The sequence below is a fragment of the Taklimakanibacter albus genome (assembly GCF_016595235.1).
Taxonomy (GTDB): Bacteria; Pseudomonadota; Alphaproteobacteria; order Rhizobiales; family Aestuariivirgaceae; genus Taklimakanibacter; species Taklimakanibacter albus.
In genome coordinates, this window is the sequence record NZ_JAENHL010000008.1 from 1,478,002 (window position 1) to 1,495,456 (window position 17,455).

17 protein-coding genes are annotated in these 17,455 nt (G+C 63.2%); 8 read left to right on the plus strand and 9 right to left on the minus strand.

What is annotated here, in order from left to right; genetic code table 11:
- Positions 1–77: 77 nt before the first annotated feature.
- Together JHL16_RS29995 and JHL16_RS30000 are read left to right on the plus strand one after the other, a co-directional pair.
- Positions 78–1,463 (plus strand): amidase, encoded by a 1,386-nt coding sequence (locus JHL16_RS29995; protein ID WP_348647298.1) that lies wholly within the window; start codon positions 78–80, stop codon positions 1,461–1,463.
- A 1-nt stretch (position 1,464) separates the two neighbouring features.
- Positions 1,465–2,706: an MFS transporter gene (locus JHL16_RS30000; RefSeq protein WP_200188544.1), complete on the plus strand. Its 1,242-nt coding sequence runs from the start codon at positions 1,465–1,467 to the stop codon at positions 2,704–2,706.
- On the opposite strand, the gene JHL16_RS30005 is transcribed toward JHL16_RS30000, so the two are convergent.
- From JHL16_RS30005 to JHL16_RS30030, 6 genes are all read right to left on the minus strand, one after another.
- Positions 2,694–3,146 carry a VOC family protein gene (locus tag JHL16_RS30005; protein WP_200188545.1) on the minus strand — a complete coding sequence of 151 codons (453 nt, stop codon included), beginning with the start codon at positions 3,144–3,146 and terminating at the stop codon, positions 2,694–2,696. The two genes, JHL16_RS30000 and JHL16_RS30005, sit on opposite strands and share 13 nt — an antisense overlap.
- Before the next feature lie 11 nt (positions 3,147–3,157).
- Positions 3,158–3,901 carry an SDR family NAD(P)-dependent oxidoreductase gene (locus tag JHL16_RS30010; protein ID WP_200188546.1) on the minus strand — a complete coding sequence of 248 codons (744 nt, stop codon included), beginning with the start codon at positions 3,899–3,901 and terminating at the stop codon, positions 3,158–3,160.
- Between the two features lie 19 nt (positions 3,902–3,920).
- Entirely contained in the window at positions 3,921–5,015 is a 1,095-nt protein-coding gene (locus JHL16_RS30015) for an ABC transporter ATP-binding protein (protein WP_200188547.1), read from the minus strand.
- Positions 5,016–5,035: 20 nt separating this feature from the next.
- The gene (locus tag JHL16_RS30020; RefSeq protein ID WP_200188548.1) at positions 5,036–5,854 is read right to left on the minus strand and encodes an ABC transporter permease; all 819 of its coding nucleotides are present in this window, start codon (positions 5,852–5,854) and stop codon (positions 5,036–5,038) included.
- Positions 5,841–6,695, minus strand: coding sequence for an ABC transporter permease (locus JHL16_RS30025; RefSeq protein ID WP_200188549.1), 855 nt, complete (start codon positions 6,693–6,695; stop codon positions 5,841–5,843). The genes JHL16_RS30020 and JHL16_RS30025 overlap by 14 nt, the downstream gene beginning before the upstream one ends.
- A gap of 67 nt (positions 6,696–6,762) precedes the next feature.
- The gene (locus JHL16_RS30030) at positions 6,763–7,821 is read right to left on the minus strand and encodes an ABC transporter substrate-binding protein (protein ID WP_200188550.1); all 1,059 of its coding nucleotides are present in this window, start codon (positions 7,819–7,821) and stop codon (positions 6,763–6,765) included.
- A gap of 269 nt (positions 7,822–8,090) precedes the next feature.
- Here JHL16_RS30030 and JHL16_RS30035 point away from each other — a divergent pair, with 269 nt between their 5' ends.
- The 4 genes from JHL16_RS30035 to JHL16_RS30050 are packed head-to-tail and all read left to right on the plus strand — an operon-like array spanning position 8,091 to position 12,133.
- The gene (locus JHL16_RS30035) at positions 8,091–10,133 is read left to right on the plus strand and encodes an alpha-ketoacid dehydrogenase subunit alpha/beta (protein WP_200188551.1); all 2,043 of its coding nucleotides are present in this window, start codon (positions 8,091–8,093) and stop codon (positions 10,131–10,133) included.
- Between the two features lie 13 nt (positions 10,134–10,146).
- Positions 10,147–10,599, plus strand: a complete 453-nt coding sequence (locus tag JHL16_RS30040; RefSeq protein WP_200188552.1) for a VOC family protein — start codon at positions 10,147–10,149, stop codon at positions 10,597–10,599.
- Between the two features lie 12 nt (positions 10,600–10,611).
- Complete coding sequence (locus JHL16_RS30045) at positions 10,612–11,355, plus strand: SDR family NAD(P)-dependent oxidoreductase (protein ID WP_200188553.1); 744 nt, start codon at positions 10,612–10,614, stop codon at positions 11,353–11,355.
- 1 nt (position 11,356) lies between these two features.
- Positions 11,357–12,133: an IclR family transcriptional regulator gene (locus JHL16_RS30050; protein ID WP_200188554.1), complete on the plus strand. Its 777-nt coding sequence runs from the start codon at positions 11,357–11,359 to the stop codon at positions 12,131–12,133.
- On the opposite strand, the gene JHL16_RS30055 is transcribed toward JHL16_RS30050, so the two are convergent.
- The 3 genes from JHL16_RS30055 to JHL16_RS30065 form a co-directional block, all read right to left on the minus strand.
- Positions 12,130–12,750, minus strand: coding sequence for a TetR family transcriptional regulator C-terminal domain-containing protein (locus JHL16_RS30055; protein WP_200188555.1), 621 nt, complete (start codon positions 12,748–12,750; stop codon positions 12,130–12,132). The two genes, JHL16_RS30050 and JHL16_RS30055, sit on opposite strands and share 4 nt — an antisense overlap.
- A gap of 53 nt (positions 12,751–12,803) precedes the next feature.
- Entirely contained in the window at positions 12,804–14,198 is a 1,395-nt protein-coding gene (locus JHL16_RS30060; protein ID WP_200188556.1) for an aminotransferase, read from the minus strand.
- Positions 14,199–14,375: 177 nt separating this feature from the next.
- The gene (locus JHL16_RS30065) at positions 14,376–15,296 is read right to left on the minus strand and encodes a LysR family transcriptional regulator (protein ID WP_200188557.1); all 921 of its coding nucleotides are present in this window, start codon (positions 15,294–15,296) and stop codon (positions 14,376–14,378) included.
- 132 nt (positions 15,297–15,428) lie between these two features.
- Between JHL16_RS30065 and JHL16_RS30070 the strand changes: the two genes are divergently transcribed.
- Together JHL16_RS30070 and JHL16_RS30075 are read left to right on the plus strand one after the other, a co-directional pair.
- Complete coding sequence (locus tag JHL16_RS30070; RefSeq protein ID WP_200188558.1) at positions 15,429–16,442, plus strand: ABC transporter substrate-binding protein; 1,014 nt, start codon at positions 15,429–15,431, stop codon at positions 16,440–16,442.
- Entirely contained in the window at positions 16,439–17,302 is an 864-nt protein-coding gene (locus tag JHL16_RS30075; RefSeq protein ID WP_200188559.1) for an ABC transporter permease, read from the plus strand. The genes JHL16_RS30070 and JHL16_RS30075 overlap by 4 nt, the downstream gene beginning before the upstream one ends.
- Positions 17,303–17,455: the final 153 nt, after the last annotated feature.

The following is a 17,455-nucleotide window of genomic DNA, read 5'->3' on the forward strand; positions in this document are numbered from 1 at the left end:
GTTTGAAATGGCCATTACTGAGAGAATATAACGATAACACAGTATCTATATGACTCAAGTATTCTAAAGGAAATACCGTGCATTATCTGGACATGACCGAGCTCGGCCGGCATATCGCGCGGCGCGAAATTTCGTCGCTTGAGGCGACGCAGGCCCTGCTCGCCCGCATCGCGAAACTGGAGCCCGAGCTCCATGCCTTCGCGCTGGTGACGGCAGATAGGGCGCTCGACCAGGCCCGGGCCGCCGATGCCGAGATTGCGCGCGGCATCCATCGTGGCCCCCTGCAGGGTGTTCCGATCGCGGTGAAGGATCTGTGCTGGATCGCCGGTGCGCCGACCGGCGCCGGCATGGCGCCCGGCCTGCGCCGGATCGCGACCGAAGATGCGACGCTGGTGCGCCGCCTCAAACAGGCGGGCGCCGTTCTCATCGGCAAGACCGAGCTCAGCGAGGGCGCCTATTCCGACCATCATGCGGCGATCACGCCGCCATCCAATCCGTGGAACGCCGATTACTGGACCGGCATCTCCTCCTCGGGCTCCGGCGTCGCGACCGCCGCCGGCCTCTGTTACGGCGCGATCGCGTCGGACACCGGCGGCTCGATCCGCTGGCCCGCCGCCGCCAATGGCGTCACCGGACTGAAACCCAGCTGGGGCCGGGTCAGCCGTCACGGCGTCGCCGAGCTCGCCGCCTCGCTCGATCATATCGGCACCATGGCGCGCAGCGCCAAGGATGCCGGCCTCCTGCTCGGCGTGATCGCCGGCAGCGATGATCGTGATCCGACGGCCTTACAGGACCCGGTGCCCGATTATCTCAGCCTCGCCGATGATGGCGTGAAAGGCTTGCGCATCGGTATCGATGCCGACTGGAACACGGCTGATGTGAATGATGAAACGGCGAGCATGATCGCCAACGCGATCGCAACCTTCACCGCGCTCGGGGCCGAATTCGTCGCCATCCGCATGCCCGACGTCACCCAGGCGATCGCCGACTGGACACCCAATTGCGCCATCGAAGCCGCCGTCGCGCATGAAGCGACCTATGCGAAACACAAGGATCAGTATGGCGCGATCCTCAGCGCCGTCATCGAGACGGGGCGGGCGCTGTCTGCTACGGACTATCAGAAGATCCTGCTCCGGCGCGCCGAGTTCCGCGGCCGCGTGAATGCCCTCCTCACAACCATCGACGTGATGCTCACCCCTGTTCAACCTTTTGCGCCTTTGACCCTCGCCGATATCCAGTCGCTCGGCGCGCAGCCGGCGCTTATTGCAAAATTGCAGCGTTACACCTGCCCCTTCGACATGACCGGTCATCCGACAATCACGCTGCCCGGCGGCTTCACCGCGCAAGGCCTGCCGATGGGCTTCCAGCTCGTCGCACCGCATCTGGGTGAAGCCAGGCTGGTGCGCGCCGGCGCCGCCTTCCAGTCGGTCACGTCCTGGCATCAACAGCATCCACTCGCCTGACATGACCCCGACCTCCGCTCCCACACGCTTCTTCTATGGCTGGGCCATTGTCGGCGCCGCTTTCGCCGTGACGCTTCTGGGCTTCGGCAGCGCCTATACATTCAGCGCCTTCCTCACGCCGCTCGAACAGGAATTCGGCGCCTCGCGCGGCGAGGTATCGCTCGTCTTCTCGCTGGCAGGCTTCCTCTATTTCGCGCTCGGCATCATCAGCGGGCCGCTCGCCGATCGTTACGGCGCGCGCACCATGGCGGTGCTCGGCATGCTGCTGGTCGGCGCAGGGCTGGTCTTCGCCGGCCTGGCGCGCACCATCATGGAAGTCTATGTCGCCTATGGGCTCGGTGTCGGCATCGGCGTCGGCTGCGCCTATGTGCCGGCGGTCGGCGCGGTGCAACGTTGGTTCGTGCGCCGGCGCGGCTTCGCCTCGGGTCTCGCGGTGAGCGGCATCGGGCTTGGCACGCTGGTGATGCCGCCGCTCGCCGCCTGGCTCATCGACCTCATCGGCTGGCGCCACGCCTATATCACGCTCGGCCTCGCAGCCGCCTTGCTCGGCATCGCCATGTCATGGCTGCTGGTCAATGATCCGCGCGACAAGGGCCTGGGCCCTGATGGCGATCCGCTCACCGCCGCAGCGGCTTCCAGCGCGCGTTCCGGCAGCACAGTCGGCGAAGCGGTGCGGAGCCGGCAATTCATCGGGCTTTATGCCGCGAGCCTCGCTTGCGCCTTCGGCGTCTTCGTGCCGTTCGTTCATCTCGTCCCCTATGCGCTCGATCTCGGCATCGCGCCGACCTCGGCGGTGCTGCTGCTCGGCATGATCGGCGTCGGCAGCACCGCCGGGCGATTTTTCCTGGGCGGCCTTGCCGACCGGATGGGCCGCCATGCCTCGCTCGTCGCCATGCATGCGGGCATCGCTCTGTCGCTCATCATCTGGGCGCTGGCGGGAAGCTTCTGGACGCTGGCGCTGTTCGCCTTCCTGTTCGGCGTCTTCTATGGCGGCTGGGTGGCGATCATCCCTTCCGTCGCCACCGATTATTTCGGCGGGCGCCATATCGGCGGCATTCTCGGCGTGCTTTATACCAGCGTCGCCTTCGGCACGCTGATCGGACCCAGCGCCGCCGGCTTCGCCTTCGACATCAGCCACAGCTACCGGGTGCCGATCCTTGCCAGCATCGCGGTCAGCTTCGTCGCCGCCGCTTTGGCATTCTGGGTAGCCAAGCCTGCCAGGCCGCAGAGTCAGGCCAGTTGAACCAACTCGATGGTGAAGCCGTCGGGATCGCGCAGATAGCAGGCAAGGACTTTGCCCGCCACGCCATCGAAGGTGACCGGCCCGGAGACGATGGTGACTCCCGCCGCCTGCAGCCGCTTATGGTCGGCATGGATGTCGGTGGTCTCGAGCGCCAGATGCGCCGATCCCGTGTCACAGGTGCGGATGTCGAGCTTCCGGCCCTTGGGATGCCGATATTCGATCAGCTCCAGATGATGACCTGAGGTGCCGACAGGAGCGCCGGGAATACGCAAAAAAGCCATGCGCAGATCGGTCTTCGGGAAACCGACAACGGTTTCGATCGCGGTCCCCTGCCGCTCGCGCCTGCCGATGAGCTCGAAGCCCAGCAGATCGCGATAGAAGGCGACGGAGCGTTCGAGATCCTCGACCGTCCAGGAGGTGTGAAAGACACTTTTGATCATTGCTTACTCCCTCAGATCACCAGATAGCCGCCATCGACCGGCAGCGTCACGCCATTGACGAAACTCGCGGCCGGAGAAACCAGGAAAACGACCGGTCCGCCGATCTCCTCAGGCCGGCCGAAGCGCTTCATCGGGCAATGCCAATTGAGCCAGTCCACATAGACGGGATCGCTGGGTCCGCCCATCGCCGTATCGACATAACCCGGCGCTACGGCATTGACGCGAATGCCATGCGGGGCGAGGTCGCGGCACATTTTCTGGGTCAGGGCGCGCACGCCGCCCTTGGACGCGACATAGGCGGCATCGGCGAAGCCGCTGGTGAAAGCCACGACGGACGAGATATTGACGATCGATCCCCGGGTCTCTTTCAGCGCCGGCAGAAGGGCGCGGGAGACATTGAACACGCCGGTCAGATTGACGGCAATCGTGTCGTCCCACACTTTCGGCGCCTGATCGTCATCGAGCGGCATGTTGATGCCGATGCCGGCATTGTTCACCAGGATCGCGATCGGCCCCATACCGGCGCCGATCCGCGCGGCGAAGGCGTCGACGGCGTCACGGCGCGTGACATCGAGCTCATCGCCCAGGCAGTCGAGGCCTTGTTCCGAAAGCTCGGCGGCTGCCTGTCTTGCCTTTCCGGCGCTGATATCGGCCATGATCACCCTGGCCCCCGCCGCCGCCAAAGCGCGGGAAATAGCCTTGCCAATGCCCTGCGCGGCGCCCGTCACCAGCGCCAGCTGTCCCTTCAGCACCATACTCGCCTCCTCGGAAATCTCATTCATCGGCAAGCAGCACCGCATCGCCGGGCGCGAAGGCCAGGGTCACGCTCTGATCGACGCGCATCACCGACGTCGCGGCGGCGCGATGCTCCTTGAACTTGATCAGCGCGCCATCGGCAAGACGGGCCGAATATTTGATCACATCGCCGAAGAAGAGGATTTCGGCAATGGTGGCGTCGAAGGCGATGCTGCCAGGTCCCCGCGCCTCGCCGGCCTTCAGACGCGCGATCTTCTCCGGCCTGATCGACAGGGCCTGAGGCGCCGGGCCCGCGGCCGCGGGAGACGCGAAAGGCTGCTTCAATTCCTCGATCACCCAATGCCCGGCCTTGCCGTTGGGCTGGAGCCTCAGGATGTTATTCTCGCCGATGAATTCGGCGGAGAAGCGGTTGGCCGGCCGGTCATAGATCTCTTCCGGGCCACCGATCTGCACAATCCGCCCGTTGTTCATGACCACGATGCGGTCGGACAGGGTCAGCGCCTCGCCCTGGTCATGGGTGACATAGATCATGGTGCAACCGATCTCGTCGCGATAGCGTTTGATCTCGAGCTGCATATGCTCGCGCAGCTTGAGGTCGAGCGCCCCCAGCGGCTCATCCATAAGGAGGACGCGCGGCGCGAAGACGATGGCGCGGGCGAAAGCGACACGCTGGCGCTGGCCGCCGGAAATCTGTGTCGGCATGCGCGCGGCATAATCGGCGAGATGAACGAGCTCCAGCGCCTTTTCCACCTTCTCCTTGATCAGCTGCGCCGACGCGCGGCGCATCTTGAGCGGGAAAGCGACATTGTCGAACACATTCATATGGGGAAAGAGCGAATAGTTCTGGAAGACCATGCCGACATTGCGTCGCTCCGGCGGCAGGCTGGCGATGGACTTGCCGTCGATCAGAATGTCGCCGCTGGTCGGCTGCAGGAAACCTGCGATCATATTGAGCGCCGTCGTCTTGCCAGAGCCCGAAGGGCCTAGCAAGGTGAGGAATTCTCCGGCCGCGATCGCGAGCGAGAAATCCTTCAGCACGTCGAGCTTGCCGAAGCTGCGGCCCACCGCCTGGAAATCGACGGTGGCGCCGGTCTGGATGTCTGCTTTTCTCATACTCATTTTTTCCATCGTGATCAATTGGCGGCGCGCGCCATCGCCCAACGCCGCAGGAGCTCGCCCGCGGTGATGCCGATGAGGGTGATGGCGATGAGAATGGCGGCGACCGCCGCTATGGTGGGATCGATCTCGAGCCTGAGATCGCTCCATATGCGCTTCGGCAGCGTGTCCCAGCGCCCGGTGATGAACAACGCGATGACCAGCTCGTCGAAGGAGACGAAGAAGGAGAAGATCGCCGAGGCGAGCGCCGCCGGTGCCAGATAGGGAAGCGTGATATGGAGGAAGACCCGCAAAGGCGTCGCGCCGAGAATGCGGCCGGCACGCTCCAGTGTCGTGTCGAACTGCTCGAGCGCCGCCGAGACGATGAGCACTGGGAATGGCAGGGCCAGCACGACATGCGCCAGTATCAGGCCGGCGACGCTGCCCGTCATCTTCAGCTGATTGAACAGGATGAACAGCGCCAGAGCGAAGATGATGATCGGGATGACCATGGGCGCGATGATGAAGCCGTAGAGCAGGCTCTTGCCACGGAAGCGGGTGCGGGAGAGACCAAGCGCGGTCACAGTTCCAATCACCGTCGCCAGCGCCGACACGACGCAGGCGATCCAGAAGCTGGTGAAGGTCGCGGCGATGAAGCCCGGGTCGGAGAAATAGCTCCGATACCAGCGCAGCGACAGGGAAGTGGGCGGGAACTGCAGCCACTGATCCTCGCCGAAGGATACCGGGATGACGATGAGGAGCGGCAGCAGCAGATAGATGAGGAGCAGTATGAAATAGGCTGTGAAGGCCATGGACCAGCCCTTGCCGGCCCAGCCCGGGTCGTCAGACGGATGCATGGGAGAACCTCCAGCGCATGACGGCCCGGAACAGCATCACGACGGCGATGGTGGCGGCGAGCAGGAGAAGGCCGAGGGCCGAGGCAAAGCCCAGATTTACGGCCTGATTGATCTGCGTCTCGATGAGATTGCCGAGCATGATATCCTGGCGGCTGCCGACCAAAGCCGGCGTCACGAAGAACCCCATGGCCAGGATGAAGATAATGACCGCGCCGGTCGAAACACCGGCAAGGCTCAAGGGGAAATAGACGGTGGCGAACGCGCGCCAGGCCGAGGCGCCGAGAACGCGCGCCGCGCGCACCAGGCCTTGGTCGATCTTGATCATCACGCCGTAGCAGGTGAGGATCATGATCGGCAGAAGGATCTGCACCATCGCGAGATAGACGGTGCCCGTGGTGTAGAGCATCTGCAGTGGCTCCGCGATGAGGCCAAGCTGGATCAGGCCCAAGTTGATGACACCATTCTTGCCGAGCACGACGATCCAGGAATAGGAGCGGATCAAGAGGCTCGTCCACATCGGCAGCAGGATGAGAAGGAAGAGATAGGTCCTGAGCCGCGGCGGGCAATGCGCGAGATAATAAGCGGCTGGATAACCCAGGAGGAAGCACAGCGCGGTCACGATCAGCGACACCTCGACGGTGCGGGCGAGGACGGTGAGATAGATCGGGCGATCCAGGATGCGCAGATAGTGCGCCAGTGTAAATCCAGGATCGAGAATGCTGGTGATCAGCACCTTGAGCAGCGGATAGCCGAACAGGCCGATCAGCAGCAATATGGCCGGCACGAGGAGCCAGAATGCGCTGCCTTCCGATCTGGCCTGTTTTTGCTCATTCATCATCATCGGCTTTTCCTTGACGAGAAACGCGGCCGCGCCTGGCGGCCGCGCTCAGAGACGGCGATCGTGAGTTCTATTCGAGCAGCCAGGCGTTCCAGCGTTCCAGCAGAGCATCACGGCGGCTATCCCAGAAATCGCTGTCGGCTGCGAGCTGGATCGACGCATTGGTGCTCGGCAGATTGGCGGCGACCTCGGGCGGCAGGAAGTTCTCGACGCCGGGAACAAGATTGGGATAGGGCGTGACTTTGGCGAATTCGGCGATGCGCTCGGGATGGTTCCAGGCGGTCAGATATTTCATCGTCTCCTTGGCGAGCTTGTTGCCTTTAGGGATAGCCATGATCGCATAGTCGATGATTCCCTGGTTCCACACGGCCTTGACCGGCTTGGTCTTCGCCAGATCGAAGATACGGCCGCTCCAGGACGTCGTCATCGTCACCTCACCCTCGGCCAGGAGCTGCACCGGCTCGGCGCCGGCAGTCCACCATTTCACGACATGAGGCTTGATCTCGTCGAGCTTGCGGAAGGCACGGTCGATGCCCTCATCGGTGGCGAGCACCTTGTAGACATCCTCCTTCGGCACGCCATCGGCCATCAGGGCGAATTCGAGATTGGTCGTCACCGAATTCTGCATCGCGCGCGATCCGGGGAAGTCCTTCACATTCCAGAAATCGGCCCAGCTCTTCGGCTCCTTGCCGGGTGCAAACTTGTCGGTGCGGTAGCCGAAAATCGTCGAGAAGGTCGAGAAGACAACACCGTGACTTTTCTTGGCCTCGGGCGGCTGGACATTCTCGGGATCGGCGAGGCTGTAATCGATCTCCTCGAGCCAGCCGTTCTTGACGGCGGTCACATATTCCTGGGTGCTCAGCTCGAGAGCCTCGTAGATCATCTCGCCACTCTCCACCATGGCCTTGAGCTGAGCGAGATTGGGCTGGGTCGTGTTGACCACTTTGACACCCGTATCCGCCGTGTAAGGCGCGTGGATGTATTTGGCGATGGCGTCCCATGACGCGCCGCCATAACCGTTGATGGTCAGCGTGGTTTCGGCGAAGGCGGTCGCCGATCCGAGCGACAGGGCCGCCCAGACGAGCACGGCACGGCGCGTCGGAAATTTGAAACGATGCTGCTTCTTCATGGTTTTTCTCTCCCGGAGCTTTTCTTGACAACGCGGCGCATGATTGCCGCCTCTTCACCTCGCTTTCGGCGAGTGCGCGGATCATATGAAAGGACCAAATAGTGTCAAGTAAATTTATAATCATCAGGTAATGATATAAACTAACAGTATTGCCTTATTTTCGGTTATTTATTATCATTACCTGATGATTACTCAAATATTTGACATACACAAGATATTTCCGCTAGCGTTCCGCGCCGAACCGCAACCGCCCGTGCACGGAGAAGACCTTGAAGCCCGATCTGATCGATGAGAACGACGCCGAGTTCGCCCGCGAAATGCTCGCCCGCATGAGCTTCATCCGCGCCTTCGAGGCGAAGATCCTGTCTCTCACCCAGACCAACCCGCCGCAGCTCATGGGTTCGACTCATCTCTGCGCCGGCCAGGAAGCAGTTCCGCTCGGCGCCGTCGCCGGCATGCGGCCCGACGACCAGATCCTCGCCACCTATCGCGGCCATGGCTGGGCGCTCGCCGCCGGGCTCGATCCGCAGGCCCTGATGGATGAGATCTGCCATCGCCGCACCGGCCTCAATGGCGGGCGCGGCGGTTCCGCCTATTTCATGGCGCCCGGTACCCGCTTCATCGGCGAGAACTCCATCGTCGGCGCCGGCTTCCCGATCGCCTGCGGCATCGCCATGGCCAATCTTCATGCCGGTAACGAACGCATCGTCATCACCTCGATCGGCGACGGCGCCATGAACCAGGGCTCGGTGCATGAAGCCATGGCTTTCGCCGCGGTACGCAAGCTGCCGATCCTCTTCATCTGCGAGAACAATGGCTGGTCGGAGCTGACCGCGACCGCCGACATGTTCCTCATCGACCGGCTGGCCAAGCGCGGATCAGGCTATGGCATTCCGGCAGCCACGGTCACCGGCACCGATCCGATCGTCGTGCGCGACACGATCGCCGTCGCCGCCGAGCAGTGCCGGTCGGGCGAAGGTCCAAGGCTGATCGAATTTCGCGTGCCGCGCCTGTGGGGGCATTACAATCGCGATATCGAGCATTATCGCTCGAAAGCGGACAAGCAGCAGGCGCAAGCGCAGGATCCGATCACGCTGATCACCGCGCGGCTTATCGAGACGGGCCTCATGACGGAGGAAGAAACGCAAGCGGTCATCGACCAGCAGGAGAGCGCGGTCGCCAGCATCGCCGAGGTCGCGCTCGCGGCCCCCCTCCCCGATCCGCATGAGGCGCGCCTCCATGTGACGGCGCCGGCACGGCCTTCCCGCGCCAGCGCGGAACCTGCCGAAACGCGCGAGATGACCTATATCGAAGCGGTCAATGCGGCCTTGCGCGCCGAGCTCGAAAGCGATCCCGCGACCGTCGTCTATGGTGAGGACGTCGGCAAGTCCGGCGGCATCTTCGGCGCCGCGCGCTATCTGCAGCGTGATTTCGGCGCGACCCGTGTCTTCGACACCCCGATCGCCGAAAGCGCGATCCTGGGCTCGGCTGTCGGCGCCGCCCTGGCGGGCCTCAAACCCATTGTCGAGATCATGTGGGCGGATTTCGTTTTCGTGGCGCTCGACCAGATCGTCAACCAGGCGACAAATGTGCGCTATATCACGCAAGGCCGCCAGTCCGTCCCCCTGGTGGTGCGCATGCAACAAGGCGCCACGCCTGGTTCATGCGCCCAGCATTCGCAATCGATCGAAGCGGTCTTCGCGCATTTCCCCGGACTCAAGGTCGCGCTCGCGGCAACGGCGCAGGATGCCTATACGCTGCTGCGTGCCGCCGCCGCCGACCCCGATCCCTGCATCGTCATCGAAGCGCGCAGCCTCTACCAGACGCGCGGGCCCGTCACCTTGTCGTCGGCTCCCGAACCCGCCGGCCTTGCCCGCTTCCATCGCAACGGCAAGGATGCGGCGATAGTGACCTGGGGCACCATGCTCAAACCGGCCCTCGACGCCGCGGCGATCCTCGCGCAAGACGGCATCGATGTTTCGGTGCTCGATCTGCGCTGGCTGTCGCCTCTCGACGAAACCGCGCTCATGAAAGCCGTCGCGCAATCGGACGGCAAGGTTCTGATCGTGCATGAAGCCGTCAAGACCGGCGGCTTCGGCGCCGAGATCGCCATGCGCATCCGGGAATTCCATCAAGATGACGCTCCCTTGCGCATCAAGCGGCTCGCCGGCGCGAATAACCGCATGCCCGCCTCGCCCATTTTGCAGGCGGAACTGCTCCCCAATGTGGACCAGATTGTCGCCGCACTCCGGGAGTTGATCGAAGGCAGAAAAAGCGCGCAGAACGCTCCATCCATGATCCACGCGCAATGAAGGAGGAGAGGACATGGCGCTGACAGCATTCCACACCGGATGGACGGTGGCCGATCTCGACCGGTCGCTGCATTTCTATGTCGATCTTCTCGGCCTGGAAGTCGTCTACAGCAATACCCAGGACCATCCCTATATCCAGACATTGGTCGGCCTTCCGGGCGCCAATATCAGATATGCAATACTCAAGCTGCCCGGCGACCCATCCGGCCACATGATCGAGCTCCTGCAATATCTGAGCCCACCCGGCATCAAAGCAACGACGCGCCCCTGCGATGTGGGCTCGGCGCATTTCGCCTTTCATACCGATGATTGCCAGGGACTTTATGAGCGCCTGTCGCGGCACGGCGTCACCTTCATCAGCACGCCGGTCGCCATCGCCGCCGGCAAGAACAAAGGCGGCTTCGCCTGCTATCTGCGGGATCCGGATGATTTCATCCTGGAATTCCTGCAACCGCCCCAGAATTGAAAGGAGTCCTCGATGTATGATCTGAAAGACCGCGTTCTGCTCCTCACCGGCGCCGGCGGCGGCATCGGCAAGGCGATCGCGGAGCATTTCCACGAGCTTGGTGCGCGCATCCTGCTCGCCGATCTGGATGGGGAGCGCCTCGCCGCTTCAGCCCGGACACTGGATCCGGGCGGCGAACGGGTCATCGCCGTGAAATACGACGCGGCGGTTCCTGAGGATGCGGCGGCGGCGGTGGAAACCTGTCTCAGCCGGTTCGGGCGGCTCGATTTCGTCATTCCGGCAGCGGCCATCTATGAGGATCATCCCTTCACCGAGATGACCGACGCGCAATGGCGCAAAACGCTGGCGATCAATCTCGACGGCGTCTTCTATATCTGCCGGCGCGCCGTTCCGGTCATGGCCGACAAGGGCTCGATCGTGATCATCGCCTCGGACGCGGCCCATGAAGGCGCTTCCCCCGGCCATGCGCATTACGGTGCCTCCAAGGGCGCCGTCCTCGGCCTCGCCAAGGCGCTGGCCAAGGAGCTTGCTCCCCGGCTCCGGGTCAATGCCATTTCTCCCGGCTGCATCGATACGCCGATGATCGACGGCTTTATGCGCCGATGGGGAGAGAGTATGCTCGCCGCCACGCCGCTGAAGCGGCTGGGATTGCCTCGGGAAGTCGCCACGGTGGCGGCGTTTCTATGCAGCGATGGCGCGGCCTTCATGACCGGCCAGGCGTTGCATCCCAATGGCGGATCCCATATTGGCGGCTGACATGACTCTGGAAGACGATACGAAAGACAAGAAGCCCCGGGTGCAGACCGCGGCGCGGACCATCTCCGTCCTGCTCGCCGTGGCGCAAAGCGCCAGTGGTCTCAAGGCAATGGAGATCAGCCAGAAGGTGGGCCTGCCGCGGCAAGTGACCTATCACCTGCTGCACACGCTGTGCATGACCGGCATCCTGCGCCGCAACGATCGGAACTTCTACGTGCTGGGCCTGTCGGCCGCCACGATCGCCGATGGCTTCCGCCGCCAGCTGGCGCCGCCCGAACATCTGGCGCCACGCGTGCGCGCCGCGGTCGCGGCCACCGGCGAGACCTCTTATGCGGGTGGGTGGATCGACGGCCGTATCGCCGTGCTGGCGACGGCGAGGGGCAAATCGCCGGTGCAGGCCGCCGAAGTGCCGCATGGCTACAGCGAGCATGCCCATGCCCGCGCCGCCGGCAAGCTGCTGCTGGCGCTGGCGAGTCCGGAACGGCGCACCGAGTATCTCGACGGCACGGCGCTGGTGGCGCTGACAGCCAACACCATCACCTCACGCGAGCGCCTCGACACTGAGCTGCAGCAGATCGCGCAGCAAGGCTATGCGCTGGACAATGAGGAGTTCTGGGACGGCTTGTGCTGCCTGGCCGTTCCGCTCGAGGGCCCCCATAGCGGTTTCGCGCTCGGCATCTCGGTGCCGACCGAACGCTTCCATGCCAACTTCGACAAATATCTCGCGGCCTTGCGCAAGGTGTCCTGCATCGGCGCCGATGCCGAGGCCTTTGCCTAAAAATCTTCCGGGAAGATCGACCTGAGATAGAGGAAGCAGGCATGACGCGCCTGCTTCTGGCCGAGAAGGCCTGAGGCCTGGACCTGATTTGCGATCCAGAAGCCGTCGACGATGGCGTTCAGCGTGCTGGCGATCACCGCCGCGTCGACCTTGAGCTTGCGCGCCTTGGCGAGCGCCACCACTTCCGCCTTCACGAAGGCATGGTAACGCGCCTTGAGCTCGACCAGACGGCGGCGATATTCGGCATTGCGCGCCGATTCCGCCCAGAAGGCACTCCATACCGCCACATGCTCGGCATTGGAGATCTTGGCGTCGAAGTCGAGCAGCACCATCGCTTTCAGCCGGTCGGCGGGTGTCTCGTTCTCAGTGCCCGGGCGGTTGAGCGCCGTGTCATATTCGGCGACGAGATGATCGAGCGCCGCCTGGATGAGACCGTCCTTGGACTTGAAATGGAAGGCGGCGACTCCATAGCTGCAGCCCGCTTCCTGCGCGATGTCGTTCATGGTGATGCCGGTCAGGCCCTTGCGCGCGATGACCTTGGCCGCAGCGTCGAGCAGCGAACGCCGGCGTTCTTGAACCTGATCCTCGCGCGAGGCGATGCGGGCTTTGACAGCCAAGTCCGTCTTACCTTGTTGACGAAAGCCCCCGATATGCGGGTCCGGTCCTCACGTCAAGCGGCGACCGGCTCCTTGAGGTCGGCGGCCGCCTTGAGGATGCCTTGCCGCAGGATGCCGATCATCTGGTCGATCTCCGCCTTGGTGATGATGAGCGGCGGCGACAGGACGCAGATATTGCCGAGCGGGCGCACCAGGAGGCCCAGATCGAAGCAATGCGTATCGATGCGGCCGCCGAGCTTCTTGTCGCGATCCGTCACCTCCGGCGAGGACGGATCGACCAGGCATTCGACACAGCCGACGAGCCCTTCGACCCTTATGTCGGCGACATGGGGCAGACCTTTGAGGCTGCGCAAGCCTTCGGCGAAATGGACCGCCACATCACGCACATGCTCCAGTATGCCGTCCTTCTCGATCACATCCATATTGGCCAACGCCGCGGCGCAGCTCACCGGATGGGACGAATAGGTATAACCGTTGCTGTAATAGCTGCCCTTGGCATTCTCGCCCGAGACCTTGGCGATCAGACGCTCCGACACCGCGAAGCCGCCCAGAGGCACATAACCTGAGGTGACGCCCTTGGCGAAGGTGATGATGTCGGGCACGACGCCGAAGACCTTCTCGGAGGCGAACCATTCGCCGCAGCGGCCGAACGCAGTCACCACCTCGTCGGAAATATAGATGATGTCGTGCTCCTCGCAGACTGCCTTGATGCGGGCATGATAGCCCTTGGGCGGGATGATCACGCCACCCGAGGCGAGCAGCGGCTCGGCCAGGAAGGCGGCCACTTTGTCGGAGCCGATCTTCGCAATGGTGTCTTCGAATTCACGCACCAGCTGATCGAGGAACTGCGCTTCGCTGAGTCCCGGCGCCTGGCGGATATTGGGGCTCGAGATGAAGGTGATGCGCGGCGACGCGATATCGAAATTCTGCCAGTTGAAGGAGCGGCCGGAACAGGCGGCGGTGAGGCTGGTGCTGCCGTGATAGCCCTCGCGGCGCACGATGATGTGCTTCTTCTCAGGCCGGCCCAGCACATTGTTGTAGAATTCGGTGAAACGCAGTGCCGAATCCACCGCGGTCGAACCTCCGGTGGTGAAGAAGACGCGGTTGAGATCGCCGGGCGTCACCTCGGCGATGCGCCTGGCAAGTTCCGCCGAGGGTGAGTTGGTCGTGTACCAGGGCGAATTATAAGAGAGCTTGAGCGCCTGGGCCGACACGGCGTCGGCGATCTCCTTGCGGCCATAACCGATCTGGGTGCACCACATGCCGGCCGGGCCGTCGATGATGCGCCGGCCATGCGCGTCGACGACATGGATGCCCTCGCCATAAGCGATCAAGGGCCGCATGCTTTGGCCAAGCTTCGCCATCTCCTCGGACGGCGACAGGAGATGCGATTTCGCATCCGCTTCCGTGTCGCCGGCATTCCATTGCGCGCCAGGTGTGTCGGACATGAGGTTCCTCTTATTGATCCGGGCCACTCATCATCCTCACCCTTCACTCTATCCTGAGGGATGCTTCGAGGGCCGCTTCGCGGCCACCTCAGCATGAGGGCTTTTGATGGCTCTTTCTGAATTCAGCCCGAGGATAGGCGTCCCAGTCTGGCCGAGTCAATAATTTTGATTGTTCGATCAATCAACACGCTCGAGAACTGCCCGCTGGCGCTTCGTTTCCGTCAGGCTCGCCAGGAAGCGGCGCAGAAGCGGGTTCTCGCGGGCGCTCCTCTGGCTCACCGCATAGAAGGTCGATTCATAGCCGAATTTGTCGTCGCACAGGCAGCGCAGCTCGCCGCGCTCGACCCAGGGCAGCGCATAATGGGCGGGCAGGTAACCGATGAAGCCGCCACTCAGGATGAGAATGAGCTGCGCCTCCATCATCTCCACCGTCGCATCGGCCTGGCGATAACCGAGCCGCTTCAGGTCCTGGCTGTGCAGATAGCCGCGCGCCACGATGGCATGGCGCGGCAGGTCGCGCTCGGCAGTCTTCTCCTCCGCGCCGAACAGCGGATGACCCTTGGCGCAATAGAGCGACTGCTTCTCGGCGCAGACCGGCAAATAAGCGAGATCGGCGCGTTTGGTGATGCTGGGCACGATGATGACGTCACGGGCCCCGGCGATGAGCTGGCTTTCCAGTTCCTCCGGGCCCGAGATCGTGAAATCGATCTGCACCGAGGGGGCTGCTTGGCGGAAATGGCCGACGGCGCGGGCCAGCGCCATTTCGGCATTGGTGGCGAGCGCGTCGACGGCGCCGAGCTTCACCACCCGGCGCAGATTGAGCGACACCGTGCCGGCCTCGTTGCAGAAGCGGTCGACCGCCGCGAAGAGATCATGCGAGGCGTCATAGACGGCGCGCCCGGCTTCGGTCAGCGCGAAACCCGAGCGGCCGCGCCGGCACAATCTCGCGCCGAGCCGCGCCTCGAGCTCGGCGAGGCTGGTCGAGATGCGTGACTGGCTGAGATTGAGGACGAGCTGGGCGCCGGCCAGACCCTTGGACTCGGCGATGACCCGGAAGATGCGGATGAGCCGCAAATCGACATCGAGAAGCTGGCGCATGAATACTTCCGTTTTCCGAATGTAATGATCTGATCTTGCCTCTTTTCCGATGGTTTCGGAAGCAAATAAGATCGGCTCGCTAGCAATCAGCGCGGCAGCCTCCAGAGACCGCGCGGGACAGGGAGAACGACCATGCTGAAGTCTTTCAGAACACTTGTTTTATGCCTCGGCACCGCGTGGGCGGCCATCAGCCTCGCCGGCGCGCCGGCGGAGGCCGGCGTCGGCAATCCGCAAAAAGTGACCTGCATGTATCCGGTCTGGGTCGGCTTCGGGCCGGTCCATCTCGCCAATGAGCTCGGCTACTTCAAGGAAGAAGGCATCGAGGTCGAAGAGATCCTCGATGACGACATGCCCAACGCCGTGGCGGCCATGGAGCGCGGCGATATCGACTGCTATCTGCGCACCGTCGGTGAATATCAGGGGCTCGGCCGGCGCAAGGAAACGCAAGGCATCATCATCGGCACGATCGATCTGTCGACCGGCGGCGATGGCTGGGCGGCCGACCAGTCGATCAAGTCGGTCTGCGATCTCAAGGGCAAGACCATCGCGGTCGAGCCGAACCTGCCGGCGCGCCTCATCATGCAGATGGCGCTCAAGAAGGAATGCAATCTGTCGATCAAGGACACGACGCTGACCGATATCGCGGCGGCGGATGCGATCGGCGTGTTCAGCGACCCCAAGGTGGCGGCGATCGGCACCTATGAGCCGGTGCTGAGCCAGGTCGTCATCGCGCATAAGGAGCGCGGCGCCCATATCCTCACCTCGTCCAAGGACCAGAAAGACCTGATCCTCGACATCGTGATGGCGCATACGGGTGAGCTGAAGGCCAACCCGGACAAATATGTGAAGTTCCTGCGCGCGGTCTATCGCGCCGTCGACTATTTCAACGCCAATCAGGAAGCAGCGATCCCGATCATCGCCAAGCACTTCTCGATCACGCCCGACGACTTCAAGGCGACGCTGCCGAATTTCCGCTACACGCCGCTCGCCGAATCGAAAGACTTCATCGGCTCGGTCGACAAGGAAGGCCGCGTCTATGAGATCTTCAAGGAGACGATGGATCTCAATCTCGAATTCGGCTCTTCCGACGTGAAGCTCCTGCCGGAAGACCATATCGACCGGACGATCGTCAACCAGGTCAAATGAGCAGCGCGACCGTGGCGAGCGAGGAAGCCAGAAAGCCGGCGGCGGAGCGCAATGCAGCTCCGCCGGCGCGCCGGCCGGCGTGGCGCGATGTCGTCACCTTCCGCGGACCACCGCAGCCGGGGCTTGAATTGTGGCTCAGCATCGCCGCCTTCCTGGCAGTGCTGGGCGCCTGGGCACTCGTTGCCGAAACCGGTCTCGTCCAGCCGCAGATCCTGCCGTCCCCCTTCGCTGTGGTGGCGGCCTGGGGCCGGCTCTTCGCCGACGGCTATATCGGCGATATCGGCATCAGCGTCGGGCGCGTCTGGGCGGCCTTCCTCGCTTCCGCCCTCATCGCCATCCCGCTCGGCATCCTGATGAGCGGCTATCGCGCCATCACCGCTCTGCTCGAACCGATCATCGATTTCGTGCGCTATCTGCCCGTACCGGCGCTGGTGCCGCTCACCTTGATCTGGCTCGGCATCGGCGAAGGCTCAAAGATCACGCTTCTGTGGATCGGCACCTTCTTCCAGCTCATCCTGCTCGTCGCCGACGACGCAAGGCGAGTGCCGAAGGAATTCATCGAGACCGGGCGCACCCTCGGCGCCTCCGATTCGTCTTTGATGAAAGATGTCCTGTTGCGCGCCATGCTGCCCAATATGGTCGACAGCCTGCGCATCACGCTTGGCTGGTGCTGGACCTATCTCATCGTCGCTGAGATCGTCGCCTCGAGCTCCGGCATCGGCTACGAATTGTGGACGGCGCGGCGCTACGGCAAATCACCGGAAGTCTTCGCCGGCATCCTCACCATCGGCATCATCGGCCTCGTTTCCGACCAGGCGATCCGCTATCTGCACCGGCGCTGGTTCCGGTATTTGCAATGAGGGGCTTGTACGAACCCGCCACGGCGCTCTTGCCCTCGCCCCGCTTCAGCGGGGAGAGGGAGGGCCCCATTGCGCAGCAATGGGAGGGTGAGGGGCCTCGTCGTGATTGTCCCCGAGCCCCTCACCCTTCCCGTCGCTTCGCGACGGGCCCCT

Coding starts and splice junctions, on each gene's coding strand:
- JHL16_RS30000 (WP_200188544.1), top strand. CDS start 1,465: ATGACCCCGACCTCCGCTCCCACACGCTTCTTCTATGGCTGGGCCATT.
- JHL16_RS30005 (WP_200188545.1), bottom strand. CDS start 3,146: ATGATCAAAAGTGTCTTTCACACCTCCTGGACGGTCGAGGATCTCGAA.
- JHL16_RS30010 (WP_200188546.1), bottom strand. CDS start 3,901: ATGGTGCTGAAGGGACAGCTGGCGCTGGTGACGGGCGCCGCGCAGGGC.
- JHL16_RS30015 (WP_200188547.1), bottom strand. CDS start 5,015: ATGAGAAAAGCAGACATCCAGACCGGCGCCACCGTCGATTTCCAGGCG.
- JHL16_RS30020 (WP_200188548.1), bottom strand. CDS start 5,854: ATGCATCCGTCTGACGACCCGGGCTGGGCCGGCAAGGGCTGGTCCATG.
- JHL16_RS30025 (WP_200188549.1), bottom strand. CDS start 6,695: ATGATGATGAATGAGCAAAAACAGGCCAGATCGGAAGGCAGCGCATTC.
- JHL16_RS30030 (WP_200188550.1), bottom strand. CDS start 7,821: ATGAAGAAGCAGCATCGTTTCAAATTTCCGACGCGCCGTGCCGTGCTC.
- JHL16_RS30040 (WP_200188552.1), top strand. CDS start 10,147: ATGGCGCTGACAGCATTCCACACCGGATGGACGGTGGCCGATCTCGAC.
- JHL16_RS30045 (WP_200188553.1), top strand. CDS start 10,612: ATGTATGATCTGAAAGACCGCGTTCTGCTCCTCACCGGCGCCGGCGGC.
- JHL16_RS30050 (WP_200188554.1), top strand. CDS start 11,357: ATGACTCTGGAAGACGATACGAAAGACAAGAAGCCCCGGGTGCAGACC.
- JHL16_RS30060 (WP_200188556.1), bottom strand. CDS start 14,198: ATGTCCGACACACCTGGCGCGCAATGGAATGCCGGCGACACGGAAGCG.
- JHL16_RS30065 (WP_200188557.1), bottom strand. CDS start 15,296: ATGCGCCAGCTTCTCGATGTCGATTTGCGGCTCATCCGCATCTTCCGG.
- JHL16_RS30070 (WP_200188558.1), top strand. CDS start 15,429: ATGCTGAAGTCTTTCAGAACACTTGTTTTATGCCTCGGCACCGCGTGG.
- JHL16_RS30075 (WP_200188559.1), top strand. CDS start 16,439: ATGAGCAGCGCGACCGTGGCGAGCGAGGAAGCCAGAAAGCCGGCGGCG.